A 23,499-nucleotide genomic window follows, 5' to 3' on the forward strand; every position below is an offset into this window, starting at 1 on the left:
GAGATAAAACTCCATAACAGTTTGGTTTGAGAGAATAAATAAAAAGCAGCCGCTGCTGGCGGGATGAAACAATCCCTCCCCGTAATACAGAGGCAAAAGGGTGAACACATTCCTGTTTTTATAAAATCAAGCCATAGCGTTATTCATCAGCCGATAATTAAAGTGACAAAATAACGAACTCCTAGATAACCGCTGAGAAACCGGATGAAATTCCCAATAAATTGTGCACCCGATTCTTCAATCCCATTTTGCGTAATGCACTGCATTTCTGCGTGCTGACCGTTTTTACGCTTTTATCAAGCATTCGGGATACCTGGGTCACCGTATAGCCGAAAGAAAGCAAATGAAGCGTTTCCACTTCACTTTCAGTCAGGCAACTTTTCGTATTGCGGGCCGCCCCACCCTCAACGTTTCCATTTAATGCAGAATGCTGCGCAATATTAGCCAGCAGCAAAGACAATTCCTTATTCATGTCGGGAACTCGCACTCTTTTATCGAGCACCACCACATCACGCGTGACAGAACGAAATAACAGACGACGCTTCTCTTCTGTCGTCAAAAAAATTTTCACGCCATGAATAGCAGACAATAACGCTGCCGCCATGCTGAAACGCAACAGGCTTTTGATCGCATCATCGACGATCAGAATATCGTGGCAATTTCGCCCCATGGCCAAAGGCAGATCGTCGTAGTAAGCAATAACGTGATCCTTATGAAAAATCCTTGGCGCCAATATCCTTTTTATCGCCTCTCTGAAAAAGATGTTTTCAGATACGATACCGATACTGAGCATACTTCCTCCATCCATGGCTAAAGACAACGGCGATGCCTTGCACTAAACACCTGCCGTTTTCTTGGAAAAATCGCATTGCCGTTTGGGAGCCATCAATAAGCGCCCGGCACATAAGCAGGCGCCGTAAAACACTAAGATAATTCTGCATCAAATCATTAACAACAGGAACATTATTTTTATTAACGTAAATTTTAATTATTATAATCTAATAAATTAGATATCTTCAGAATTTAATGCCATTTATCACAAAAAAACGAGCAATGCACCATGCATTCTGTTCGTCGAAGAAATAAAAATCCCCCTGAATTATTTATGTTTCCCACCCAGAACCTTGACCTGACCGACGTTTCACTAAATACTAGCCGCGACCTGGAAGCCTATACCATTATAAAAACCTGAATACATGAAATATATTATCGACCTCTGCGTGATCTATGACGCAAATGCGTGTCGTCTCCAACTCATTGATAACGATGAGTCATCGATACGGATATCCAATCCGGCCTCGCGCCTGTTAATTGAAATGCTGACTCATCCGAATATCCCATTGAAACGTGAGGTATTGATAAAAAAGGTATGGGAAGAGTATGGTTTTTCAGGCTCATCGATCAGCCTCAATGTAGCCGTCAGTGAAATAAGGAAAGCGTTCAAACTGCTGGGGAGAGAAACCTCGCCGATAAAGACCCTGGCGAAAGTCGGTTTTTGCTTTACCGCCATGATTGATATTTACCCATCACCGCAGGCAACCGTTAATGAAACGCCCCCTTCTGCCGCCTCAGTGCCGCTTTCGTCTTTCCCGTCGGTTGCCGAATCACATAACATGCCGCCGCAGAAACAGGTAAATATTCGCGCTATTGCCGCTATCTGCGGCGCATTTATTCCGCTGTTGTTCGTCGCGGCGTTCTATCCTGTTGAACCACCTGATCAACCCAGAGAAAATTTAATCTCGTTAGGGAAAAAAGACCGCTGCACCTTGTATTCTCTGGATGCGGACAAGCATATTGATGACGAACGGGAAAAGCGCATGGTCAACCAGGCGCTAGAAGAGAGCGGTGTGGATTGTATAGCCAGTAAAGCGGACATCTATTTTTCCTCCGTAAAACACACGTTGACTTATAACACCTTCCTCGGTGTGTGTTATCTCGGCTCACAAGATCGATATACCCAGTGTGTTACCTACAAAATTCTCAACGGAAAATAAATGGCCGCATTGCTCAACCCCAAAATGCTGACTATCGGATTTTTGGCAGTGATTCTCTTCATTGTGCTGTTTCGCGTTTTAACCCCCGCCGCGCCTGTGCATATGAATTGCCAGGCCGATACGATCACTAAAAAACGATTAGCTTCAGGCGATGACTTGGAATTAAAAGTGACGGGCAGTTTATTCATCTATGACGAACATCATGCCATGATCGTGCAGCGTGGGGACATCACCGTGAGAGGCAAAACCTACAGCCTGGATAGGAAAATAAACTTTGATATAAAGAGGTTAGATGACGGGTTTTACATGACCACCCACCGAGAAATCAGTAAAACGCCCGACGACAACGCGCCGGATGAGCTGACCCAGGAAATCCCCATGATCTCTCTCGGCATTAAGAACGGCGTTTTTTCGATGCGTAAAGCTCGGCAAGATGCGTACATCGTTCATGGCGTGCTTTTCCCGGTAACGCTATGCCGTTAACCTGAGAACAGAATGCCATAGAGAGACAGCGAAGGATCGCAATGGGGCGCGCTTATGGCAAACACGCCCCAGATACCGATTGGGGAGGAAGGGCTATTTTACCGACATATCCGTACGGCCGATGCCATGGTTTTTCATCACCTCTTCCATGGTGAGGTTCTCATCATACGGCGTATCGTCCACCACGACGTCTTGCGGGCGCACATAAGGTTTGGTTGCGCGTTTGAACATCCACCACCACACGAATACCAGGAAAGCGCCGGACTTCAGAAAGATCATGGTCCATAGGGCGACTTGATACCAGTTCATCTCTGTCTCCATGAGAGCATTAAGCGAAATCGATAAGGCGGCGTTGTTTATCACCCCGGCGGTGCCTGACAGCAGCAGGCATCCGAGCAGCCAACCTTGATGACCGCATAATCTCACCGATGCGTAGCCCTTATCAATAGCCGATCGCGTTTCCTGCAAAAGCGCCTCGGTTTCTGCGCACGCAAAAACAAAAACCCCGTGCTCAGAGAGCACGGGGTCAGAATGTATGGCGGAGGAGCAGAGATTCGAACTCTGGAACGGTTTCCCGTCGACGGTTTTCAAGACCGTTGCCTTCAGCCACTCGGCCACCCCTCCGCAACGACGCGCACTATAAACAGACCTCATTCGCTTGTAAAGCCCGGGCGCGTTCAACCGCGCGAAAAATCGGCGAAGACGCAGCAAACGGTGAACAAACGCGCGTCCGCTCCTCCCTGCTGTTGCAACAATGATAACTAAGGGTAAAGATTGGTAAACAAACTTTAATCAAGCGCTTGCGCTGCCTATCATCGGGATTATTTTGTGATGGCTTGATAAGAGAGAGCATTATGGACCGCATTGTCGTCTCATCTTCTTCGCGCGACTCGCTGCTCAGCACGCATAAAGTCCTGCGCAACACCTATTTCCTGTTATCCCTGACGCTGGCTTTCTCGGCGCTGACCGCGACCGCCAGCACGATGCTGGGGCTGCCGGCGCCGGGCTTGCTGCTGATGCTGGTTGGTTTCTACGGCCTGATGTTCCTGACCCATAAACTGGCCAACAGCCCGGCAGGCATCCTGGCGGCGTTTGCGCTGACCGGTTTCATGGGGTATGCCCTCGGCCCCATTCTCAGCTCGTTCCTGAACGCCGGCGCGGGCGATCTGATCATGCTGGCGCTGGGCGGCACCGCAGCGGTGTTCTTCTGCTGCTCGGCGTATGTGCTGACCACCCGTAAAGACATGTCATTCCTGTCCGGCATGATGATGGCAGGTTTTGTGGTACTGCTGGTGGCGGTGATCGCCAACCTGTTCCTGCAGATCCCTGCCCTGCACCTGGCCATCAGCGCGCTGTTCATCCTGTTCTCCGCCGGCGCGATCCTGTGGGAAACCAGCAACATCATTCACGGCGGCGAGACCAACTACATTCGCGCCACCGTTAGCCTATACGTGTCGCTCTACAACATGTTCATCAGCCTGTTGAGCATTCTGGGCTTCGCCCGCAGCAACTGATCGCACGTTACACCAGCTTTCCAGGCCCCGCTCCGGCGGGGCTTTGTTTTTTGCGGCTGAAAAAATTTGCTAAACTGGCGGCCGTTCCGAATTATCCGTTATCGAGGCAGTATGTTGGAGTTTGAAGGTCAGGTTATCGACACTGACACGCAGGGTTATCTGAAAAACAGCGCCGACTGGCATGAAGGGCTGGCGCCGCTGCTGGCCGCGCAGGAAGAGATCGTGCTCACCGAAGCACACTGGGAAGTGGTGCGTTTCGTGCGCGACTTCTATCAGGAATTTAATACCTCACCGGCTATCCGCATGCTGGTCAAAGCGATGGCGCAGAAATACGGCGAAGAAAAAGGCAACAGCCGCTATCTGTATCGCCTGTTCCCGAAAGGGCCGGCCAAACAAGCCACCAAAATCGCCGGATTGCCGAAACCGGTAAAATGCATTTGACCGCTCTGCCCGCAGCGCCGCAGCAGGCGAGCGTTTAATAACGAATGCCAAACCCACTGTAATCAGCCAGGCCCTGCGGCTCCACCAGCACACGTTCGACGCGCGCGCTGCGCGGGCCGCCCTGTTTCAACCACTCCAGCAGCTTGTCCACCTGCGCCAGTGTGCCGCAGGCCACCACCTGAACACTGCCGTCATCGAGATTGCGCGCATAGCCTGTCACCCCCAACGCCTCGGCCTGCCGCTGGGTGGAATAGCGAAACCCGACCCCCTGCACCACGCCATACACATACGCAGCAATGCAAACTTGTGTCATAATCGCCCCCTGTTATCTTGTCTAAAGAATAAGTATGTATTGAGTATAGAAACTCAATCAAAAGATAAAGAGGCAAGGAGCCAGAGGACAACAATTTGTATAATAGAGGCTTACGTAAAAAGTAGACGGCCGAGCTCCCTCGGCCGGGACAGACTTGCTATTTTTCGGCAGGTAGCCAGTTGGCCCTTTCCCCGTAAAAGAAAGAGTCGATAAATCTGCTTTTGCCACGCAAGCGGATAAATATGATGACCAGAGCGAAAATAATGGCCGTTACGCTGAGATAAAAACCTAGCGTATCCTTATCGACCATTGCTCCGACAAGCAAAATGGGTAACACATGCCAAAGATAAATAGGTAGAGATACCTGCCCCATTTTGACCACAAAGCCCTCAATTCTCAGCTTCAGGCGTTTACACAAACTCACCATCAACAGCAACAGCGCAGCATTAAATGCAAACCATGAGGCGGCATCCAGCAGTGCCCCGTTCGGTTCATAGTACCCTAATATGCCTACGACCAACGCAATAGCGAACAACGCCAGCGGGTTACCGTGAAAATTCTTATCCCCGACCAGGAAACCTAATAAAAAGAAGGAGTAGTAATAATAGAAACGCTTATCACCAATGAATTTCAGCCAGGCATATTGGTTTTCCAGCGTGTCGGCGTAACAGTACCAGACAATAGATAACATAGCGGAAGTGAACAGAAAGAAACCAATTAAGAAATTACTCTTGTAAATGACCATAGTATATAGCACGAATATGATCACTGCTGGGATATACCAAAGATGATAGTAGGGGTAAAGAAATAGACCGATGAACTGCTTTAAACCGACTTCTTCTGAGGAGTAAAGAGAATAAACGCTGTAAACAACGAACGCCAACATATAAGGAATTATCATGCGCCACTGATACTTTTTCAGCACGCTAATCACGCCGCCATCAAGAAAATAACGCCGAACAAAGTAGCCCGTCACCCCTAGAAAAAGCGGCATATGGAAATAATATATTGCCCCACGCAAACCGACATCAGCGCTGCCTGGCAATAAATGTCCCACGATGACGAGCAAGATAAGTAACCCTTTCAAAAAATCAAACGACAAGCTTCTTTCTTTAGACATTTAAGAAAAATCCTAATATCTGCATAATAAACATCAGGTGCTCAATAACAGATTAAGTTAAGATTTTTGCCAATGAGAAAAACCCTAAAACTCACAAAAAACCTACAAATCACTTACAACTCCATCAACCAGCAGATAGATTTCCCTTCGTGAGACAAACGGAAACCTGTAGCCAATCACTCACAATCGTGCAAAAAAACACTAACAATCAGTCGATTAAAAAATGGTGATTTTCAATCCACGTTCTTGAACGATGAGATTGCTTACTCACAAGAAAGTGCCGTCACCCTGTCATCGTTGTTCGCACCTGACGTCGAGCTGCCACGTGACAGCGCTATTCCGCTTTCAAGTTACAGACGTCTGCCCTATCATCACTTATGGGAGAGATGATAATGGTTTTTATTTTTCAAGTTTTCAATGGGTGTTGTAACATCTGAAAAATCAATCGACTTGCGAACGACTTTCGTTTTAAAACGATCATCGTATTCGACCTGAGCACTCTTTACCTTTAAGAGCATTTCAATCATTCTGTCCGCTTGATTACCGTCGAATCCAAAAGAGCGGTTGCCGTAAAATCGCTCACCATTAATCGACACAGAACCTGAATTAGGGTTGGCAGAGGGAGGGAATGAAATCTTATAATGTCCACCCTGGACAGAAACCTTTAATACCCCATCACTTATAGCATTTTCATCTTCAATAAAAACCCACTCGTTAGCGAATGCTATGTTAGCCGAAATCAAAAAAATGAAAAATAAGAAAAATCTCACCGGTACATTCCCTTTACGTTATATTGTAAAAACATCCAAAATCTTTTTTAACGCGAATAAAAATATAACTCTTCAGCCTTACTTTCTCTACCCCTCCTGCCGAATACTGATGGCTATAGGCAACGAAGCGCCTTCACACGATAATCAACGCACCGTCATCTCTGCTTCGCTATCATACACCCATTTAAGCTGCCATTTCTTCAGTTTGAAGGCTGCACTTTCTCTCTCTTCGGTGCGACGCCCGCAGAGATAACGCGATACAATCCGATCCAACGCGGTAGTGAACGCCGTAAGATTCAGCTATGATGACGAACTTATTTTGGCAAACGCTTAAGTCAGCCAATTAACCCATTGAATAAAAAGTAGTTTAACCATGCGCTTATATCTCGCCAAAGGACGTGAAAAGTCCTTACTCCGTCGCCACCCTTGGGTGTTCTCCGGCGCCGTTCAACGCGTTGAGGGCAAAGCCCACTCCGGTGAAACCATCGATATCCTCGACAGCCAGGGTAAGTGGCTGGCACGCGGCGCCTATTCGCCCGAGTCGCAGATCCGCGCACGCGTCTGGACCTTCCAGCAAGATGAAGAGATTAACATCGATTTCTTCATTCGCCGCCTGCAGCAAGCGCAAAGCTGGCGCGATTGGGTCGCACAGCGCGACGGTCTGGACGGATACCGCCTGATCGCCGGCGAGTCCGACGGCCTGCCGGGCATCACTATCGATCGCTTCCAGAATTTCCTGGTGCTGCAACTGCTGTCCGCCGGTGCCGAATACCAGCGCCCGGCCCTGCTTTCCGCCCTGCAGCATTGCTACCCGGAATGTTCGATCTACGATCGCTCCGACGTTGCGGTACGTAAAAAAGAAGGCCTGCCGCTGGCGCAGGGCCCGGTATTTGGCGATCTGCCGCCGGAACTGCTGCCGATCACCGAACACGGCATGAAGCTGCTGGTGGACATTCAGCAGGGGCACAAAACCGGTTTCTACCTCGACCAGCGCGACAGCCGCCTGGCGGCGCGCAATTACTCCGCCGGCCGTCGGGTGCTGAACTGCTTCTCCTACACCGGCGCCTTCGCCGTTTCCGCTTTGATGGGCGGTTGCGCGCAGGTGATCAGCGTGGATACCTCGCAGGCGGCGCTGGATATCGCCAAACAGAACGTCGAGCTCAATAAGCTGGATCTGAACAAAGCGGAGTTCGTTCGCGATGACGTGTTCCAACTGCTGCGCAACTACCGCACTCAAGGCGAAAAATTCGATCTGATCATCATGGATCCGCCGAAATTCGTCGAGAACAAGAATCAGTTGGCCAGCGCCTGCCGCGGCTACAAAGACATCAACATGCTGGCGCTGCAGCTGCTGAATCCGGGCGGCATTCTGCTCAGTTTCTCCTGCTCCGGCCTGATGCCGACCGACCTGTTCCAGAAAATTTTGGCCGACGCCGCTGTAGATGCCGGACGTGATGTACAATTTATAGAGCAGTTCCGACAGGCTGCCGATCACCCGGTGATCGCCACATACCCTGAGGGGCTGTATCTGAAAGGATTCGCTTGTCGGGTGATGTAACTTGAAATGCGCTGCCCTGCCCCCATATATGAGCAAGGCATTGTTTCTCAGGAGGTCATCATGATTGCCAGCAAATTCGGTATCGGACAACAGGTTAGGCATAAACTGCTGGGGTATTTGGGCGTCGTGATCGATATCGACCCGGAATACTCTTTGGAACAACCCAAAGCTGACGAAATAGCGGCGAACGATGAACTGCGTTCAGCCCCTTGGTACCACGTGGTGATGGAAGACGAGGAAGGCCAACCGGTACACACCTATCTGGCGGAAGCGCAGCTGGATAGCGAAGCCCAGGAGGCACACCCCGAGCAACCATCGCTGGATGAACTGGCGGAATCCATCCGTCACCAGCTACAGGCGCCACGCTTGCGCAATTGACCGCGCCAAGACCTGAGAAACCCGAGAGGGCCTGGCATCGCGCCTGGCCCTTTTTATTTAGCGCTCCAACCCTAAGCGCGGGATTTCGATTTTCGGACAGCGATCCATCACCACACGCAACCCGGCCTGTTGCGCCAGCGCTGCCGCCTGCTCGTTAATCACCCCTATCTGCAGCCAGAGCGCCCTGGCGCCGATCGCTATCGCCTCTTGCGCTACGCCGTAAGCCGCTTCTGAATTGCGAAACACGTCAACCATATCCACCGGCTGCGGGATAGCGGCCAGCGTAGGGTAAACCTGCTGCCCCAGCAGCGTCTGCCCCGCCAGTTTTGGGCTGACCGGGATCACCTGATACCCTTGCGCCAACAGATACGCCATCACCCCATAGCTGGGCCGTGATGGGTTATCGCTGGCACCGACCAGCGCGATAGTTTTCACCTGTTGCAACAGCTCAACAATCTCTTGATCTTGCATCTTCAACTCCCGTTTATCACTGCGTCACTTTCCATTTCGAGTGTAACCGATCGGCATTCGTTCGGTTAAACGCAACGCAAGGGAAACTTCACCGCAATCTTATGGTCAGAGGCTGTCGCGGTTCAGCTGCGCATGGTCATGTCTAATCGCGATAAAATATGTAAAAATGTAAACAAAATACCCGATTGAAAAATTTTGACACAACCTATGCCGTGTTCAACACTTAGCGTTACGCCACTTTATAAGGAGATAATGATGAAATTTGGTCTGGTGGTTGCGGCGTTGCTCAGCATCAGCATGCCTGCCGCGGCTACGACCCTGAAACTCTCCCCGGACATCGACCTACTGGTGGTCGACGGCAAGAAAATGACAGGTTCGTTGTTAAAAGGCGCCGACAGCCTTGAACTGGATGGCGGGCAGCACCAGTTGCTGTTTAAAGTGACCAAAACCGTACGTTCCGGCCAGCATACGCAGGCCTATGCTTCCTTGCCGCTGGTTGCCACCTTCAATACGCAAAAGATCAGCCAGGTGGCGATCGAACTGCCACGCATCGAGAACGATCGTGATGCGCAACGCTTTGACAGAACGTTGAATTATCTGGTGGTCGATAAAGACGGCAACACCCTGCCGTTCCGGCATGATGTGCTGCATCCCGACAGCGTCACCTTCAATACCGATTTGGAAAAGGTGATGACCGATTACAACCGCCAGAACCGCCCGGCCTCCGTTCCGAGCTTTGTTCAGGCGAACGCGGGCAATGCCTCAGCCCTCGCGTTGGCCGGCGCGCCGATAAACGCCCCGACGGTGACGTTGAAAGGTGAAAACGTGTCGGAACAAATGCTGCAATACTGGTTTCAACAGGCCGACAAGGAAACACAGAAGCGTTTTCTGCGCTGGGCCAATAAACAACCGATTCGCTGATCCCTCCCGGCGCCTTTCCCCGTAAAGGCGTCTTTTCTTCGCATTTTCAAGCGCAAACGCTAGGCAGTGAAAAACAGTTTCAGTAATCTGTCGCACATTCCCCGATTAGCGAAGGACACCGAGATGGAATTGACCACCCGCACTATCGCCGCGCGCAAACACATTGCGCTGGTGGCGCACGATCACCGCAAACAGGCCCTGCTGGAGTGGGTAGAAAGCCACAAGACCATTCTGGCGCAGCACCAGCTGTACGCCACCGGCACTACCGGTAATCTGATCCAGCGCGCCAGCGGCATTCCCGTCACCAGCATGCTGAGTGGCCCGATGGGCGGCGATCAGCAGGTTGGCGCACTGATTGCGGAAGGCAAGATAGACATGCTGATCTTCTTCTGGGATCCGCTGAACGCGGTGCCGCACGATCCGGACGTGAAGGCGCTGCTGCGGCTGGCGACCGTATGGAATATTCCGGTGGCCACCAACCGCTCGACCGCCGACTTTCTGATCGACTCTCCGCTGTTCAAAAGCGAGGTGGAGATCGCCATCCCCGACTATCAGCGCTACCTGCAAGACCGCCTGAAATAGTCCTCGCGGCCTGGCAGCCGCCAGGCCCAGGCTTACGGTTTTTTCTGCACCGGTACGCCAAGATCCTGCAGGTGTTCAACGAACACCGAAGGACGTTCACGATCCTGCAACAGCCACACCTGATGTTTAGCGCGCGTCAACGCGACATACAGCAGACGGCGCTCTTCGGCATCCGGGAAATCCTCCGGCTGCGGCAGCAGCACCTCTTCCAACACCGACTCGCGCGCCACGGCGGGGAAGCCGTCACGCCCATCATGCAAACCGGCGATGATGACGTATTCCGCCTGCTGCCCCTTGCTGGCGTGGATGGTCATAAATTCCAGATCCAGCTTGGGCCAGCGGGTGGCCGCCTTCGCCAGCGCTTCCGGTTTCAGATGATGGTAGCGCGCCAGCACCAGGATGCGCTCATCCGGCTTGGCGTAGCCGCTCAGTTTATCCAGCAGGGGCTCCAGCTGCTCGTGCGGCAGGATCGCCACCGACTTTTTATTGCCCTTGCTCAGGCTGTTGAGCGGTTTTTTCAGCTGGTGCGGGTTCTGCTGCACGAACCGGTTGGCCACCTCGCCGATACGTTCGTTGAAGCGATAAGTGGTGTCCAGCGCGCACTGCGCCCCTTCGCCGAAGTGGGTGGCAAAAGCCGTGGTTAACGTCAACTCTGCGCCGCTGAAGCGATAAATCGCCTGCCAGTCATCCCCCACCGCAAACAGGCAGGTCTGCTTGTTCTGCCGACGCAGCGCCGCCAGCAACAGCGCACGCTGCGGCGAGATATCCTGAAACTCATCGACCAGAATATGTTTCCACGGGCTGACGAAGCGCCCCTTGTCGAGAATGTTGACCGCCTGATGAATAAGGCCGGAGAAGTCCACCGCTCCTTCCTCTTTCAAGGCGCTTTTCCAGGCTTTCAACAGTGGCGCCATCAGCCGAATGCGTTTCGAAAACAGATCGCGGATTTCTTCATCCGCCTGCTCAATCATTTCCGCCTGGCTGCCGCCGTGCATGCGCATCAGCCCCAGCCAGCGTTCCAACCGGCCCGCCAGCCGGTCCGCCAGGCGTTTATCCTGCCAGAAGTCGCCTTCCGGCACGTCCCATTCCAGCTCCTCCGTCAACCATTGACGCCACCCCTTCGCCTGGGCTTTTTTCTCTGCACATTGCTCGCGCCAATGGGCAATCAGCAACGCTTTGCGCGCGCTGGCATCGGTTTCCAACCGGCTGATGGCCGGGGCTTTGCGGCTGCCTTGTTGAATGATCTGCAGCGCCAATGCATGGAATGTTTTGGCCTGAATACCGACATCGCCCAAACGTTCTTTGATGCGATCATTCATCTCACTCGCAGCCTGACGGCCGAACGCCAACAGCAAGATTTGGCCCGGCTCCGCCTCCTGACGGCGCAGCAGCCAGCCGGCGCGCGCCACCAGCACCGACGTCTTGCCGCTGCCGGCCCCCGCCAATACCAGGACGGAATCCTCGCCGTTAACCACCGCACGGCTCTGAGAGTCATTGAGCGGTGAGCTCTCGACGGTCTGGAAGAAGTCGTGATGTTGCTCCAGCATGCGATCGGTCCACTGCCGGTTGCGTTGGTCGACACTGCGTTGCCCCTGCTGCAGCCATTGCAGACACAGATGGTAATCGGCCCGGCAGTTATCGAATTCCTCCAGGCGCGCCACCGGCATTGGCAGCGCGGAGAAGGCTTCACGGATTTGCTGCTGCAGCTTGCCCAGCTCAGACTTTTTGAACCATTTATCTTGCTGCTCAATGCGCTGAATCTGTGCCACCTGCTGTTGCAACACGCCGGCACTGACCTCACTCATTTCGGCGCTCCACTGCTGCCACGCCTGCTGCAGATAGTGATAAAAACGCTGCGTTTCCTGCCACTCGGTGCCGTGCAGTCGCACCACTTTTTCGTCCGGCAATTCAAATTCCAGCTCGCCCCAGACGATGCCGCGCTTGCACCTGACCTGAATCAGTTGATTGAAGGGGATCAGGTATTCATGTTTTTCCCCGCTCACCTCAACGCCGGCGTGCAGCAACCGCACGCGGTTATAAGGGTGCTGAGCCAGGTGTTTCCCCAGCGATGTCGCTTTAAGTTCCATATCGTCGCGCCATGACTATGTTGAGATTAAATAACGGATATCTGCCAGTTTACCTGCGATAAGCAGTGGCACTCTAGCGCTAAAAAAAGGGTAGAATAGATTTTGCGTTTTTATCGTGAATACGCCCGCATCGCGGTTTGGCCAACATTAGAGCAGAATGACGTCTATGCGTACTGTACTGAATATTCTTAATTTTGTGTTGGGCGGTTTCTTCACCACGCTGGGTTGGCTCATCGCCACGGTGTTCAGCGTGCTGCTGGTCATCACGCTGCCGCTCACCCGCTCCTGCTGGGAAATCACCAAGCTGTCGCTGGTGCCGTTCGGCAATGAGGCAATCCACGTCGATGAGCTCTACCCGGAAAAAAGCAATGCGCTGCTCTCCGCCGGCGGCTCACTGCTCAACGTTATCTGGCTGGTGCTGTTCGGCTGGTGGCTGTGCCTGTCACACATCGCCGCCGGTATCGTGCAGTGCGTTTCGATCATCGGCATTCCGGTCGGCATCGCCAATTTCAAAATTGCCGCCATCGCGCTGTGGCCGGTGGGGCGCCGCGTCGTCTCGGTAGAAATGGCTCAGCAAGCGCGTATTGAGAATGCTCGCCGCCACTATCATCAGCGTTAATTTTTTCTCCGTTTGAGGAGTTTTTCGTGCGCTCTTTTGCACCCGCAGTACGTCGTTACACCTATAACAGCAATCTGCTGTATCACCTGCGCATCCTTATTGCGCTGATCGGCACCACCGCCGTTCCCTGGTGGCTGGGCATTCCCAAGCTGACCATCCCGCTGACGCTGGGCGTGGTGGCAGCGGCCCTGACCGACTTGGATGACCGCCTGGCCGGCAGGTTACGCAACCTGCTGATCACGCTGGTGTGCTTCTTTGTCGCCTCAGCTTCAATCGAGCTGCTGTTCCCCTATCCCTGGTTGTTCGCCCTTGGCTTAACCACGTCGACCTGCGGTTTTATCCTTCTGGGCGCCTTGGGGCAACGTTACGCCACCATCGCCTTCGGCGCACTGCTGATCGCGGTTTACACTATGCTCGGCACCGCCATGTACGATGCCTGGTATCAGCAACCGCTGCTGCTGGTGATCGGTGCGCTGTGGTACAACCTGCTGACGCTGGCGGGCCACTTGCTGTTCCCTATCCGGCCACTGCAAGAGAACCTGGCGCGCTGCTACGATCAACTGGCCAACTATCTGGATGCCAAAGCCAACCTGTTCGATCCCGACGCCGAACGCGACGCCGACCTGCCATGGATGGATGTTGCGATGGCCAACAGCGCGTTGGTCGCGTTGCTTAACCAGACCAAAGCCTCGCTGCTGACGCGCCTGAAAGGCGATCGCGGCCAGCGCGGCACCCGCCGTACCTTGCACTACTATTTTGTCGCGCAGGATATCCACGAACGCGCCAGCTCTTCCCACGTTCAGTATCACGCGCTCAGCCGGCAATTTCGCCACAGCGATATTTTATTCCGCTTCCAGCGTTTGCTGAGCATGCAGGCGCGCGCCTGCCGCCAACTGGCACAATCGATCCTGCTGCGGCAAAAATACCAGCACAACCCGCGTTTTGAGCCGGCCTTCAGCCGCATTCAGGAGGCCTTGGCGCGCATCGCCGAAACCCAGGGCAATTCAGAACAAACCAAGGCGCTGGCGCACCTGCTGAAAAACCTGCATGCGATCGATGCGCAGCTGGCCAATATTGAGTCAGAGCAGACGCTGGCAAGCGGGCAAGCGGAAGAGAACAGCCTGGCCGACGATCGCTTAACCGGCTGGAGCGACATCCGCCTGCGCATCAGCCGCCATTTGACGCCGCAATCGGCCCTGTTCCGCCACGCGATCCGCATGTCGGTGGTGCTGTGCGTGGGTTACGCTTTCATCCAGTTCACCGGCATGCAGCACGGTTACTGGATCCTGTTGACCAGCCTGTTCGTCTGTCAACCGAACTACAACGCTACCCGCCGACGCCTGGCGCTGCGCATCATCGGCACCCTGGCCGGTATCCTGATCGGCCTGCCGATCCTCTATTTCGTGCCTTCACTGGAAGGACAGCTGGTGTTGATCGTCATCACCGGCGTTCTATTTTTCGCTTTCCGCACCGTCCAGTATGCCCACGCCACCATGTTCATCACGCTACTGGTCTTGTTATGCTTTAACCTGTTGGGTGAAGGATTCGAAGTAGCCGCCCCGCGCGTTTACGACACCTTGTTGGGCTGCGCCATCGCCTGGGCGGCGGTCAGCTTTATCTGGCCGGACTGGAAATTCCGCCAACTGCCGGCGGTGGTGGATAAAACCCTGAATGCCAACTGCCGTTATCTGGACGCCATTCTGGTGCAATACCACCAGGGTAAAGATAACGGCCTCGCCTACCGCATTGCGCGGCGAGATGCCCACAACAGCGATGCCGAACTGGCTTCGGTCATCTCCAACATGTCCGCCGATCCCAAGGCCGACAAGGAATTGCAGGAAGCCGCCTTCCGCCTGCTTTGCCTCAACCACACTCTCCTGAGTTATATCTCGGCGTTGGGGGCGCACCGCGAGCGGCTGAATACCCCTGTCACCCTCGATCTGCTCAATGATGCCGTGTGTTACGTGGACGGCGCCTTGCATCAGGAAGAACGGAACAGCCAGCGCATTGCGCGAGCGCTGGAACAGCTGGCGGAGCGCATTCGCAGAGCCGTTCCGGAACCTGAAAGCAAAGAGCAGTTGGTGTTGCAACAGGTGGGGTTGATGCTCGAACTGCTGCCGGAGCTCACCGCACTCCACGCCCAAATCAATAAGGCAATCTAATTATTCAGGGCTCGCTCGATGGGCCCTGAACCACTGGCTCATGCCCATGGCGGCGCATCGCCATCGTATGATCGAACCAGCGCACCAGTTCGTTGCGCAATTCGGCCGGCAACGCCGCCTGATGATAACCGGCTATCGCGCCGCCCAGCGACAGCAGCACGCGCAGCCCCAGATTGGTCTGCTGTTGCAGCAGGCGGAGATAGCTGCGTTTAGCGCCTTGCAGCCGCAGGTCATAGGCGTTGCGGATACCCGCTCGCCATAGCAAGCGCTCCATGTTGACATCGATATTCGGCAACGCCTTCAATCGACCGTGATCGCCGGCCTTAAGGCGCTGCTCTCGACGCGCTTCCCTGACGGCCTGCCAGGCCAGCCCCACCAGCTCGTTGCGTTCCCGCCACAGCGACTCGTCAACCCAGTAATAACGCAAAGTGATGGGCACTCCACGCTTGGAATAGACCATATTGACCATCCCTCTGGCGCGAAAAGCCGGTTCCATGCTCGCCGTAGCCCGCAGGTACAACTCTCCTTCCGCTATCACTGCAAACATTACCCCCTCGGCCAGCAGGCCGTAGCCGCCAAACTGTGACCGCGTGGTGATGGCGCCCAGCGCCGCGAAGCAATTTTTAGCCTGTGCGATCCTTCGTATCGACATCCTTTTCATAGCGTTTCTCCTTTTTAGGTTCCGGTCGTATTATTTCTCTTATCAATGAAAAGAGTAACGTGAACAACTAATTAGGAAAATACGCACTATCCACCCGCATGCCAATCACAAAAAACACCGGTACAAAAAATGATCGCAATTATGCGAGCCGCTACGAAAATTTGGGTTGATCTTATCCCAAATCAGGGATACTGTATAAACATACAGTAACACGACGGGCGGGAACTTTATGCGTACTCAATCACTCTACCAACCTCATTTCAGCCAAGGCTCTTTTACAGCGCGCAATGTTGAGAAGAACACGGATGTCGGCAAAGAGAATGGCTTGATCAGTGAACTTGTTTACAACGAGCGCCAGCCCGCAGTGGCTCAATTGCTGTTGCCCCTGCTGCTGCAACTGGGCAAGCAGTCTCGCTGGCTTCTGTGGCTGACACCGCAGCAAAAATTAAGCAAGCAATGGCTGCAGCAATCCGGCCTGCCTGTAGATAAGATGGTGCAATTGAGCCAAATCAGCCCGGTGAATACGGTCGAGGCTATGGAAAAAGCGCTGCAAACGGGAAATTACAGCGTGGTTCTTGGCTGGTTGCCCGAGCTAACGGAGGAGGATCGTCTAAAATTAAGACGTGCGGCAGAATTGGGTAATGCCTATGGGTTTATCATGCGCCCTCAACGTGACATTAACCCGACTCACGGACACTGTTCCACCCTAAAAATTCACTCTTCTTTGTATCATTAAGTAAATTTAGGATTTTTCCCATCATTTTCGCACCCCATAAGCGGAACCTTTGCGGTGGAAGGCACAAAGCTAGTCCGGCTGCGGTTTGGCAAGTAAAAACGCCCAAGGAATCGCCGTTTTTTTAGGCTAAGAATGTTAGCAAATATGTACGATTCCGCGTTTTTTTTTAGAGCCTTATCACATCACACTTGTAACTTTCGCGCCACGTTGTAGACTTTACATCGCCAAGGTTGCTCTATAACGTCAGAAAAACTGGCGAGTAACAAACGAGGGCTTAAACCTTGGCGAAGGAATTTAACCAAGGGCTTAAAACAGCTTTAAAGCTCATTGCCTATTTGGATGATAACGAGGCGCAAAATGAAAAAGACAGCTATCGCATTAGCAGTGGCACTGGCAGGTTTCGCTACCGTAGCGCAAGCCGCTCCAAAAGATAACACTTGGTACACCGGTGCTAAACTGGGCTGGTCCCAGTACCATGACGTTGGCTTCTACGGCAACGGTTACCAGAACGGTATCGGCAACGGTCCTACCCACAAAGATCAGCTGGGTGCCGGCGCGTTCCTGGGCTACCAGGCAAACCAATACCTGGGCTTCGAACTGGGCTATGACTGGCTCGGCCGCATGCCTTACAAAGGCAGCGTGAACAACGGTGCTTTCAAAGCGCAGGGCGTTCAACTGGCCGCTAAACTGAGCTACCCAATTGCTGACGATCTGGACATCTACACTCGTCTGGGTGGTATGGTATGGCGTGCAGATTCCAAAGCTAACTACGGCCGTACTGGTCAGCGTCTGAGCGACCACGACACCGGCGTTTCTCCGCTGGCTGCTGTTGGTGTTGAATACGCACTGACCAAAAACTGGGCTACTCGCCTGGATTACCAGTTCGTAAGCAACATCGGTGACGCAGGTACCGTTGGCGCACGTCCAGACAACACCATGCTGAGCCTGGGCGTTTCTTACCGCTTCGGTCAGGATGACGTAGTTGCTCCAGCACCAGCTCCGGCTCCAGCTCCAGTTGTTGAAACCAAGCGTTTCACTCTGAAGTCTGACGTGCTGTTCAACTTCAACAAGTCTACTCTGAAAGCAGAAGGCCAGCAGGCTCTGGATCAGCTGTACAGCCAACTGAGCTCCATGGATCCTAAAGACGGTTCCGTAGTTGTTCTGGGTTACACCGACGCCGTTGGTTCTGACCAGTACAACCAGAAACTGTCCGAACAACGTGCACAGAGCGTTGTTGACTACCTGGTCTCCAAAGGCATCCCGTCAGACAAAATCTCTGCACGTGGTATGGGTGAAGCAGATGCAGTTACTGGCAACACCTGTGGCTACAAATCTGGCCGCGCTACCAAAGCTCAGATCGCTTGCCTGGCACCAGATCGTCGCGTAGAGATCGAAGTTAAAGGTATCAAAGACGTTGTAACTCAGCCTCAGGGCTAAGTTTACTCGCCTAATAAAAACCCCGCATAGCGGGGTTTTTTTTCGTCCTATTGTTGAAACCAAGCGCAACAAAGGCGCGCTCACGCACTTACTTGGGATCTTTGCCAAGAATCGCCTTCAAGTCTTCTTTCAACGACGACATCTGGTTCGCATACTTTTCTTTGCGTTCAGCGTCTTCGATAAGCTGCACGACGGTTTCCGACAGCGTAACGCCACGTCGGCGCGCCAGGGCAGCCAATCGTTGCCAAACCAAAAACTCCAGATCGATAGATTTTTTACGCGTATGCTGATGTTCTGCGTTAAAATGACGTTTACGGCGGGCGCGGATCGTTTGTTTCATCCGGTTATCCAGTTCCGGATTCATGTGAGCGGCAATCCATGCAAGTACCTTTATCGGCTCATTTTCCAGCTTCAGCAGCTCGTTAACCGCCTCCTGAGCAGCGCTGTTTTCAATGTAGCGGGTAATGAGTTCCCCTTCCCGATGTTTCTTCACCAGGTACTTCCATTTCCAACCGCTCTCCAGATTTTCCAGTTGCTGATATTTCATCTTGAGCTCTTCAGTGACCGCGTAACTTCAAATAAGCATAACAGCTTTGCGCCAAATTTCCCCGGCAATTAAGCCGTCTTTTAGACTGTTTTTTGCACAGTCACCGCGCGATGTCAAACTCCCTGATGCCAACTGGCACTCCGCATGTATCAAGCCGCCGTTATTCTTGTATAATCGCCCTTTCCCTTTTTAACGATTGCATCTAACACTTTGACCAATAACCGACTTGAATGGCAATCTTTATTGCCGGACGTAACGCCTTATCAGGCGATATTTGATACCGCCGCTCAGTTGGCACCCGTGCCCTTTTCCGCCATTCAGCCTCGGCTGGAAAATGCCCTGACGCTATTTTGCCACCCCCAATCGCCACCGCGTTTCATGCTGTTGAAGGCGCAAGAAACACGAGAGTATCTGGAACTGATCGCTCACGCCGTCACGCCACTGCTGCCGAAAAACACGGCATGCCGCGGCAGCCACTATGTCATTCAGGATGGCAAAGTCAGCGTAGAGCCGGCCAGCCGTGGCGATGAACCTTTTGCCGCCGGCGGCGCTTGCCTGTTCCAGGAGTGGGTTGAGCCGGAGCAACTGTTTGGCTGCGTACGGATCCACAATGGCGACATCACCCTGCAGCCGGGTCTGGTGCACCAGGCCAACGGCGGCATTTTGATTCTGTCGGCCCGCGCCCTGTTGGCTCAGCCGTTGCTATGGCTGCGGCTGAAGCAAATGATCGGCCAACGTCAGTTCCATTGGGTTTCGCCAGACGAAACCCGCCCGCTGCCGGTAGCCATTCCGCCAATGCCGCTGGAGCTGCGGCTGATTGTGGTCGGCGATCGCCACGGCCTGGCCGATTTTCACGATATCGAGCCAGAACTGAGTGAACAAGCGGTCTACGGTGAATTCGAAGACGATCTGCAGCTGACTGAAGTTGATGATATGGCGCAGTGGTGCGGCTACGTCAACGGCGTGATTGCCGACCAGCAGTTGCCGATGCTGGCGAGCGACGCCTGGGCGCCGCTGATCGTTCAGGCCGTGCGTTACAGCGGCGACCAGGGCATCCTGCCACTCTCGCCGGTTTGGCTTGGCCAGCAGCTGTCCGAAGCCGCACTGTATGCCGAAGAAGATCGCATTACGGCCAAAGCGTTTGAAGCGGCGTTAAATGCCCGCGAATGGCGTGAAAGCTATCTGGCCGAACGTATGCAGGATGAAATCGAGCTGGGCCAGATTCTGATTGAGACCGAGGGTGAAGTGATCGGGCAAATCAACGGCCTGTCAGTCCTGGATTATCCCGGCCATCCACGCAGTTTTGGCGAACCGTCGCGCATCAGTTGCGTTGTGCACCTCGGCGATGGCGAGTTCACCGACGTCGAGCGCAAAGCCGAACTAGGCGGCAACCTGCACGCTAAAGGCATGATGATCATGCAGGCGTTTTTGATCGCCGAGCTGGATCTGGATCAGCAGTTACCCTTCTCCGCTTCCATCGTCTTTGAGCAATCTTACGGTGAAGTAGACGGCGACAGCGCCTCGCTGGCTGAACTGTGCGCGTTGATCAGCGCCTTGTCACAGCAACCGATCACCCAGCAGATCGCCGTCACCGGCTCCGTCGACCAATTCGGCAACGTACAGCCGATAGGTGGCGTTAACGAAAAGATCGAAGGTTTCTTCGAGGTTTGTTTGCGCCGCGGCCTGACGGGTAAACAGGGCGTCGTATTGCCCGCGACCAACGTGCGCCACCTGTGCCTGCGCCAGGATGTCGTCGACGCGGTACGCGAAGGGCAATTCCATCTGTGGGCGGTAGAGAGCGCGGCGGAAGCCTTGCCTTTGCTCACAGGTTGCCTCTACTCTGACGAACAACAGCCGAACTTGTTGGCGGCCATTCAGGAACGGATTGCGCAGGTGAGCCTGCAGGAACGCCGTCGTCCGTGGCCGCTGCGCTGGCTCAACTGGTTCAACCACGGCTGATCGGACTTGTTCAGCGTACACGTGTTAGCTAACCTGCGTCCTTCATTAAAATAAGGCTTACTGAGAACATGGTAGATAAACGCGATTCCTATACGAAAGAAGACCTCGAAGCATCCGGCCGTGGCGAGCTGTTCGGCGCCGGTGGCCCACCATTGCCGGCAGGTAACATGTTGATGATGGACCGCGTGGTCAAGATGACGGAAGACGGCGGGACTCACAACAAAGGTTATGTGGAAGCGGAGTTGGATATTAATCCGGACCTATGGTTCTTCGGTTGCCACTTTATCGGCGATCCGGTCATGCCAGGCTGCCTGGGCCTGGATGCGATGTGGCAGTTGGTCGGTTTCTACCTCGGTTGGCTGGGTGGCGAAGGCAAAGGCCGTGCGTTGGGTGTCGGTGAAGTCAAGTTTACCGGCCAGGTGCTGCCAACCGCGAAGAAAGTGACCTATCGTATTAACTTCAAACGCGTCATCACCCGCAAGCTGATTATGGGCGTCGCCGATGGTGAAGTGCTGGTTGACGGTGAAGTGATCTATACCGCCACCGATCTGAAAGTAGGCCTGTTCAAGGATACCGCAGCGTTCTAATCACGCTGACGAGAAGGCGCCCATCGCCTTCTTTTCCAACGTTCGACGTATGCCGTCACGTCTGTCGTGGCGGCATTTCTTTCTCTGATCGTTTAAAGACCATCCACCACCTTTAATCGCCCGCTATTGAAACGCCTTTTCCCTCCTTTCTCTGCCCTATTCTCATCCGAAACGGTTAAAGCCACAGGCCCATTGAGCGAAGTCTCCTCTCTGCAGCCCGCTATCGACGCGATAGCAGTTTTTTGCTTCCGGTTATTTTATTGCCCCTCAAAATCACCTAGTATGCCCATTCATGTAACTACAATAAATGTACCTACAAAGAGGCGATATGCAAAAAACTCGCTTTAGCGATGCACCTTGCCCCGTCGCGCGTTCATTAGATCGCGTCGGAGAATGGTGGAGCATCCTGATCCTGCGTGATGCCTTTCAGGGGTTGTCCAAGTTCGACGAATTCCAACAAAGTCTGGGGATGTCGCCGACGCTCCTGGCCCGGCGCCTGAAGGATTTGGTGGCCCACGGCATTCTGCACAAGGAACGTTATCAAACGCGGCCGGCTCGCTATCAGTATCTGCTCACCGAACGCGGCAACGATTTTCTCCCCGTGCTGGCCGCTTTCTCAGAATGGGGCAATCGCCATTTGATCGACGGGGACGTTAGCGCCTTGTTAGTCGACGGCCGCACCGATCGGCCGATCCAGGTCCAGTTGGTCAATGTCGATACCCAACAGCAGGTGCCGTCGCAGTTTGTCACATTGGCACCAGGGCCTGCGGCAAATGACGGCATACGTCAACGCGCCGAACTGATGCGGCAGCGGCGCCTCGCCGATGTATCCGAACTTACCAAGGAGCAGTCATGAGCAATCGTCGTATCGTTATTACCGGCATGGGCGCCGTTTCCCCGTTAGGGTGCGGCGTGGAGAGCATCTGGCAACGTTTGTTAAAAGGAGAGTCCGGCATTCGGGCTTTACCTGACGAGATCGTGGCAGATTTGCCGGTCAAGGTCGGCGGCCAGGTCCCGGAACTGGCGCAAGATGCTGAAGCGGGATTCAACCCCGACGCTTCCGTCGCCCCCAAGGATCAAAAGAAAATGGATCGCTTTATCCTGTTTGCCATGGCAGCGGCGGATGAAGCCGTTCGTCAGGCCGGCTGGATAGCCGATACGGAGGAAAAGCGAGAGCGCACCGCCACCGTCATCGCCTCGGGTATTGGCGGCTTCCCGGCGATTGCCCAGGCGGTACGCACCACCGACAGCCGCGGCGCCAAACGCCTGTCGCCATTCACCATCCCCTCTTTCCTGGTCAATCTGGCGGCCGGTCACGTTTCCATCAAGCATCACTTCAAAGGCCCGATTGGTGCGCCGGTCACCGCCTGCGCAGCCGGCGTGCAGGCCATTGGCGACGCTGTGCGTCTGATCCGCAATGATGAAGCCGATATCGCGCTGTGCGGCGGTACCGAAGCCGCTATCGATACCGTCAGCCTGGGCGGATTCGCCGCCGCGCGCGCCATGTCCACCGCACCGGCCGAGTTGGCGCGACAGGCCTCTCGGCCTTTCGACAGCGCCCGGGACGGATTTGTCATGGGAGAAGGCGCCGGTATGCTGGTGATTGAAACGCTGGAACACGCGCTTGCGCGCGGCGCCACGCCGCTCGCGGAAATTGTCGGCTATGGCACCAGCGCCGACGCCTACCACATGACATCCGGCGCTGAAGACGGCAACGGCGCCTATCGGGCGATGAAAATCGCGTTGAAGCAGGCGAATGTCGCCCCAGAAGAGGTTCAGCATTTAAACGCGCACGCGACTTCGACACCCGTAGGCGATTTAGGCGAAATCAATGCCATCAAGCACCTGTTTGGCACCGCCGGGACTGTCGCCGTGACCTCGACGAAATCAGCGACCGGGCACCTGCTCGGCGCCGCCGGCGGGCTGGAAACCATCTTTACCGCCCTGGCTCTGCGCGATCAGATAGCTCCTGCAACGCTGAATCTGGACAATCCCGATCCGGCGGCGGCAGGCTTGCATCTGGTCGCGAAACGGGCTGAATCGATGGACATGACCTACGCCTTATCAAACGGCTTTGGCTTTGGCGGCGTGAATGCGAGTATTTTACTGAAACGTTGGCAGGACGAATAAACGGCACAAACAAAAACCTCCGCCAAGGG

At 54.0% G+C, this 23,499-nt stretch carries 25 protein-coding genes and 1 tRNA gene; 16 read left to right on the forward strand and 10 right to left on the reverse strand.

The window, feature by feature from the left end; genetic code table 11:
- Positions 1 to 181: 181 nt before the first annotated feature.
- Complete coding sequence (locus ACJ8HN_RS09000; RefSeq protein WP_442523278.1) at positions 182 to 793, reverse strand: response regulator transcription factor; 612 nt, start codon at positions 791 to 793, stop codon at positions 182 to 184.
- Positions 794 to 1,196: 403 nt separating this feature from the next.
- Here ACJ8HN_RS09000 and ACJ8HN_RS09005 point away from each other — a divergent pair, with 403 nt between their 5' ends.
- Positions 1,197 to 1,994 (forward strand): winged helix-turn-helix domain-containing protein, encoded by a 798-nt coding sequence (locus tag ACJ8HN_RS09005; protein ID WP_442523279.1) that lies wholly within the window; start codon positions 1,197 to 1,199, stop codon positions 1,992 to 1,994.
- Positions 1,995 to 2,477, forward strand: coding sequence for a hypothetical protein (locus ACJ8HN_RS09010; protein ID WP_033646562.1), 483 nt, complete (start codon positions 1,995 to 1,997; stop codon positions 2,475 to 2,477).
- 93 nt (positions 2,478 to 2,570) lie between these two features.
- Here the strand turns inward: ACJ8HN_RS09010 and ACJ8HN_RS09015 are convergent, their stop codons facing one another.
- Positions 2,571 to 2,786, reverse strand: a complete 216-nt coding sequence (locus tag ACJ8HN_RS09015; protein WP_442523280.1) for a hypothetical protein — start codon at positions 2,784 to 2,786, stop codon at positions 2,571 to 2,573.
- A gap of 227 nt (positions 2,787 to 3,013) precedes the next feature.
- A tRNA-Ser gene (locus tag ACJ8HN_RS09020) sits at positions 3,014 to 3,101 on the reverse strand.
- A 230-nt stretch (positions 3,102 to 3,331) separates the two neighbouring features.
- Between ACJ8HN_RS09020 and yccA the strand changes: the two genes are divergently transcribed.
- Entirely contained in the window at positions 3,332 to 3,991 is a 660-nt protein-coding gene (gene yccA, locus ACJ8HN_RS09025) for an FtsH protease modulator YccA (RefSeq protein ID WP_004928091.1), read from the forward strand.
- A 111-nt stretch (positions 3,992 to 4,102) separates the two neighbouring features.
- A complete protein-coding gene (tusE, locus tag ACJ8HN_RS09030; RefSeq protein ID WP_442523281.1) occupies positions 4,103 to 4,432 on the forward strand; it encodes a sulfurtransferase TusE in 330 nt (109 codons plus the stop codon).
- Between the two features lie 34 nt (positions 4,433 to 4,466).
- Here tusE and yccX read toward each other — a convergent pair whose 3' ends face one another.
- From yccX to ACJ8HN_RS09045, 3 genes are all read right to left on the reverse strand, one after another.
- Positions 4,467 to 4,745 carry an acylphosphatase gene (yccX, locus tag ACJ8HN_RS09035; protein ID WP_442523282.1) on the reverse strand — a complete coding sequence of 93 codons (279 nt, stop codon included), beginning with the start codon at positions 4,743 to 4,745 and terminating at the stop codon, positions 4,467 to 4,469.
- 157 nt (positions 4,746 to 4,902) lie between these two features.
- The gene (locus tag ACJ8HN_RS09040; protein ID WP_442523283.1) at positions 4,903 to 5,865 is read right to left on the reverse strand and encodes an acyltransferase family protein; all 963 of its coding nucleotides are present in this window, start codon (positions 5,863 to 5,865) and stop codon (positions 4,903 to 4,905) included.
- Between the two features lie 371 nt (positions 5,866 to 6,236).
- The gene (locus ACJ8HN_RS09045) at positions 6,237 to 6,635 is read right to left on the reverse strand and encodes a hypothetical protein (RefSeq protein ID WP_146224402.1); all 399 of its coding nucleotides are present in this window, start codon (positions 6,633 to 6,635) and stop codon (positions 6,237 to 6,239) included.
- A 373-nt stretch (positions 6,636 to 7,008) separates the two neighbouring features.
- On the opposite strand from ACJ8HN_RS09045, the gene rlmI reads away from it, so the two are divergent.
- Together rlmI and hspQ are read left to right on the forward strand one after the other, a co-directional pair.
- Positions 7,009 to 8,193 carry a 23S rRNA (cytosine(1962)-C(5))-methyltransferase RlmI gene (gene rlmI / locus ACJ8HN_RS09050; RefSeq protein WP_060420513.1) on the forward strand — a complete coding sequence of 395 codons (1,185 nt, stop codon included), beginning with the start codon at positions 7,009 to 7,011 and terminating at the stop codon, positions 8,191 to 8,193.
- Positions 8,194 to 8,253: 60 nt separating this feature from the next.
- Positions 8,254 to 8,571 carry a heat shock protein HspQ gene (gene hspQ / locus ACJ8HN_RS09055; RefSeq protein WP_033637900.1) on the forward strand — a complete coding sequence of 106 codons (318 nt, stop codon included), beginning with the start codon at positions 8,254 to 8,256 and terminating at the stop codon, positions 8,569 to 8,571.
- Positions 8,572 to 8,628: 57 nt separating this feature from the next.
- Here the strand turns inward: hspQ and ACJ8HN_RS09060 are convergent, their stop codons facing one another.
- Positions 8,629 to 9,042 (reverse strand): CoA-binding protein, encoded by a 414-nt coding sequence (locus ACJ8HN_RS09060; protein ID WP_033637899.1) that lies wholly within the window; start codon positions 9,040 to 9,042, stop codon positions 8,629 to 8,631.
- Between the two features lie 255 nt (positions 9,043 to 9,297).
- On the opposite strand from ACJ8HN_RS09060, the gene ACJ8HN_RS09065 reads away from it, so the two are divergent.
- Positions 9,298 to 9,963 (forward strand): DUF2057 family protein, encoded by a 666-nt coding sequence (locus ACJ8HN_RS09065; RefSeq protein ID WP_060429882.1) that lies wholly within the window; start codon positions 9,298 to 9,300, stop codon positions 9,961 to 9,963.
- A gap of 123 nt (positions 9,964 to 10,086) precedes the next feature.
- The gene (locus ACJ8HN_RS09070; protein WP_015377363.1) at positions 10,087 to 10,545 is read left to right on the forward strand and encodes a methylglyoxal synthase; all 459 of its coding nucleotides are present in this window, start codon (positions 10,087 to 10,089) and stop codon (positions 10,543 to 10,545) included.
- Positions 10,546 to 10,577: 32 nt separating this feature from the next.
- On the opposite strand, the gene helD is transcribed toward ACJ8HN_RS09070, so the two are convergent.
- Positions 10,578 to 12,632, reverse strand: coding sequence for a DNA helicase IV (helD, locus tag ACJ8HN_RS09075; RefSeq protein WP_033637897.1), 2,055 nt, complete (start codon positions 12,630 to 12,632; stop codon positions 10,578 to 10,580).
- 166 nt (positions 12,633 to 12,798) lie between these two features.
- On the opposite strand from helD, the gene ACJ8HN_RS09080 reads away from it, so the two are divergent.
- Together ACJ8HN_RS09080 and yccS are read left to right on the forward strand one after the other, a co-directional pair.
- Positions 12,799 to 13,251, forward strand: a complete 453-nt coding sequence (locus tag ACJ8HN_RS09080) for a YccF domain-containing protein (RefSeq protein WP_033637896.1) — start codon at positions 12,799 to 12,801, stop codon at positions 13,249 to 13,251.
- A gap of 26 nt (positions 13,252 to 13,277) precedes the next feature.
- Positions 13,278 to 15,413, forward strand: coding sequence for a YccS family putative transporter (gene yccS, locus ACJ8HN_RS09085; protein WP_442523284.1), 2,136 nt, complete (start codon positions 13,278 to 13,280; stop codon positions 15,411 to 15,413).
- A 4-nt stretch (positions 15,414 to 15,417) separates the two neighbouring features.
- On the opposite strand, the gene ACJ8HN_RS09090 is transcribed toward yccS, so the two are convergent.
- Positions 15,418 to 16,074, reverse strand: coding sequence for a TfoX/Sxy family DNA transformation protein (locus ACJ8HN_RS09090; protein WP_033646570.1), 657 nt, complete (start codon positions 16,072 to 16,074; stop codon positions 15,418 to 15,420).
- Between the two features lie 229 nt (positions 16,075 to 16,303).
- Between ACJ8HN_RS09090 and sulA the strand changes: the two genes are divergently transcribed.
- The gene (gene sulA, locus ACJ8HN_RS09095; protein ID WP_033654220.1) at positions 16,304 to 16,810 is read left to right on the forward strand and encodes an SOS-induced cell division inhibitor SulA; all 507 of its coding nucleotides are present in this window, start codon (positions 16,304 to 16,306) and stop codon (positions 16,808 to 16,810) included.
- 357 nt (positions 16,811 to 17,167) lie between these two features.
- Positions 17,168 to 18,247: a porin OmpA gene (gene ompA, locus ACJ8HN_RS09100; RefSeq protein ID WP_033638719.1), complete on the forward strand. Its 1,080-nt coding sequence runs from the start codon at positions 17,168 to 17,170 to the stop codon at positions 18,245 to 18,247.
- An 88-nt stretch (positions 18,248 to 18,335) separates the two neighbouring features.
- Here the strand turns inward: ompA and matP are convergent, their stop codons facing one another.
- Entirely contained in the window at positions 18,336 to 18,794 is a 459-nt protein-coding gene (gene matP / locus ACJ8HN_RS09105; protein WP_442523285.1) for a macrodomain Ter protein MatP, read from the reverse strand.
- 210 nt (positions 18,795 to 19,004) lie between these two features.
- Between matP and ACJ8HN_RS09110 the strand changes: the two genes are divergently transcribed.
- The 4 genes from ACJ8HN_RS09110 (at position 19,005) to fabF (ending at position 23,470) form a co-directional block, all read left to right on the forward strand.
- Positions 19,005 to 20,753: an AAA family ATPase gene (locus ACJ8HN_RS09110; protein ID WP_033646573.1), complete on the forward strand. Its 1,749-nt coding sequence runs from the start codon at positions 19,005 to 19,007 to the stop codon at positions 20,751 to 20,753.
- A 68-nt stretch (positions 20,754 to 20,821) separates the two neighbouring features.
- A complete protein-coding gene (gene fabA / locus ACJ8HN_RS09115) occupies positions 20,822 to 21,340 on the forward strand; it encodes a bifunctional 3-hydroxydecanoyl-ACP dehydratase/trans-2-decenoyl-ACP isomerase (protein WP_019454507.1) in 519 nt (172 codons plus the stop codon).
- Positions 21,341 to 21,668: 328 nt separating this feature from the next.
- Positions 21,669 to 22,196, forward strand: coding sequence for a winged helix-turn-helix transcriptional regulator (locus tag ACJ8HN_RS09120; protein WP_442523286.1), 528 nt, complete (start codon positions 21,669 to 21,671; stop codon positions 22,194 to 22,196).
- Complete coding sequence (gene fabF, locus ACJ8HN_RS09125; RefSeq protein WP_442523287.1) at positions 22,193 to 23,470, forward strand: beta-ketoacyl-ACP synthase II; 1,278 nt, start codon at positions 22,193 to 22,195, stop codon at positions 23,468 to 23,470. Before ACJ8HN_RS09120 ends, fabF begins: the two co-directional genes overlap by 4 nt.
- Positions 23,471 to 23,499 lie beyond the last annotated feature (29 nt).

The organism is Serratia sp. CY29653 (assembly GCF_052169255.1).
GTDB lineage: Bacteria > Pseudomonadota > Gammaproteobacteria > Enterobacterales > Enterobacteriaceae > Serratia > Serratia sarumanii.

Excerpts from the sequence above, each read along its gene's own strand:
- ACJ8HN_RS09000 (WP_442523278.1), bottom strand. The coding sequence starts at position 793 with ATGCTCAGTATCGGTATCGTATCTGAAAACATCTTTTTCAGAGAGGCG.
- ACJ8HN_RS09005 (WP_442523279.1), top strand. The coding sequence starts at position 1,197 with ATGAAATATATTATCGACCTCTGCGTGATCTATGACGCAAATGCGTGT.
- ACJ8HN_RS09010 (WP_033646562.1), top strand. The coding sequence starts at position 1,995 with ATGGCCGCATTGCTCAACCCCAAAATGCTGACTATCGGATTTTTGGCA.
- ACJ8HN_RS09015 (WP_442523280.1), bottom strand. The coding sequence starts at position 2,786 with ATGAACTGGTATCAAGTCGCCCTATGGACCATGATCTTTCTGAAGTCC.
- yccA (WP_004928091.1), top strand. The coding sequence starts at position 3,332 with ATGGACCGCATTGTCGTCTCATCTTCTTCGCGCGACTCGCTGCTCAGC.
- tusE (WP_442523281.1), top strand. The coding sequence starts at position 4,103 with ATGTTGGAGTTTGAAGGTCAGGTTATCGACACTGACACGCAGGGTTAT.
- yccX (WP_442523282.1), bottom strand. The coding sequence starts at position 4,745 with ATGACACAAGTTTGCATTGCTGCGTATGTGTATGGCGTGGTGCAGGGG.
- ACJ8HN_RS09040 (WP_442523283.1), bottom strand. The coding sequence starts at position 5,865 with ATGTCTAAAGAAAGAAGCTTGTCGTTTGATTTTTTGAAAGGGTTACTT.
- rlmI (WP_060420513.1), top strand. The coding sequence starts at position 7,009 with ATGCGCTTATATCTCGCCAAAGGACGTGAAAAGTCCTTACTCCGTCGC.
- hspQ (WP_033637900.1), top strand. The coding sequence starts at position 8,254 with ATGATTGCCAGCAAATTCGGTATCGGACAACAGGTTAGGCATAAACTG.
- ACJ8HN_RS09060 (WP_033637899.1), bottom strand. The coding sequence starts at position 9,042 with ATGCAAGATCAAGAGATTGTTGAGCTGTTGCAACAGGTGAAAACTATC.
- ACJ8HN_RS09065 (WP_060429882.1), top strand. The coding sequence starts at position 9,298 with ATGAAATTTGGTCTGGTGGTTGCGGCGTTGCTCAGCATCAGCATGCCT.
- ACJ8HN_RS09070 (WP_015377363.1), top strand. The coding sequence starts at position 10,087 with ATGGAATTGACCACCCGCACTATCGCCGCGCGCAAACACATTGCGCTG.
- helD (WP_033637897.1), bottom strand. The coding sequence starts at position 12,632 with ATGGAACTTAAAGCGACATCGCTGGGGAAACACCTGGCTCAGCACCCT.
- ACJ8HN_RS09080 (WP_033637896.1), top strand. The coding sequence starts at position 12,799 with ATGCGTACTGTACTGAATATTCTTAATTTTGTGTTGGGCGGTTTCTTC.
- ACJ8HN_RS09090 (WP_033646570.1), bottom strand. The coding sequence starts at position 16,074 with ATGAAAAGGATGTCGATACGAAGGATCGCACAGGCTAAAAATTGCTTC.
- sulA (WP_033654220.1), top strand. The coding sequence starts at position 16,304 with ATGCGTACTCAATCACTCTACCAACCTCATTTCAGCCAAGGCTCTTTT.
- ompA (WP_033638719.1), top strand. The coding sequence starts at position 17,168 with ATGAAAAAGACAGCTATCGCATTAGCAGTGGCACTGGCAGGTTTCGCT.
- matP (WP_442523285.1), bottom strand. The coding sequence starts at position 18,794 with ATGAAATATCAGCAACTGGAAAATCTGGAGAGCGGTTGGAAATGGAAG.
- fabA (WP_019454507.1), top strand. The coding sequence starts at position 20,822 with ATGGTAGATAAACGCGATTCCTATACGAAAGAAGACCTCGAAGCATCC.
- ACJ8HN_RS09120 (WP_442523286.1), top strand. The coding sequence starts at position 21,669 with ATGCAAAAAACTCGCTTTAGCGATGCACCTTGCCCCGTCGCGCGTTCA.
- fabF (WP_442523287.1), top strand. The coding sequence starts at position 22,193 with ATGAGCAATCGTCGTATCGTTATTACCGGCATGGGCGCCGTTTCCCCG.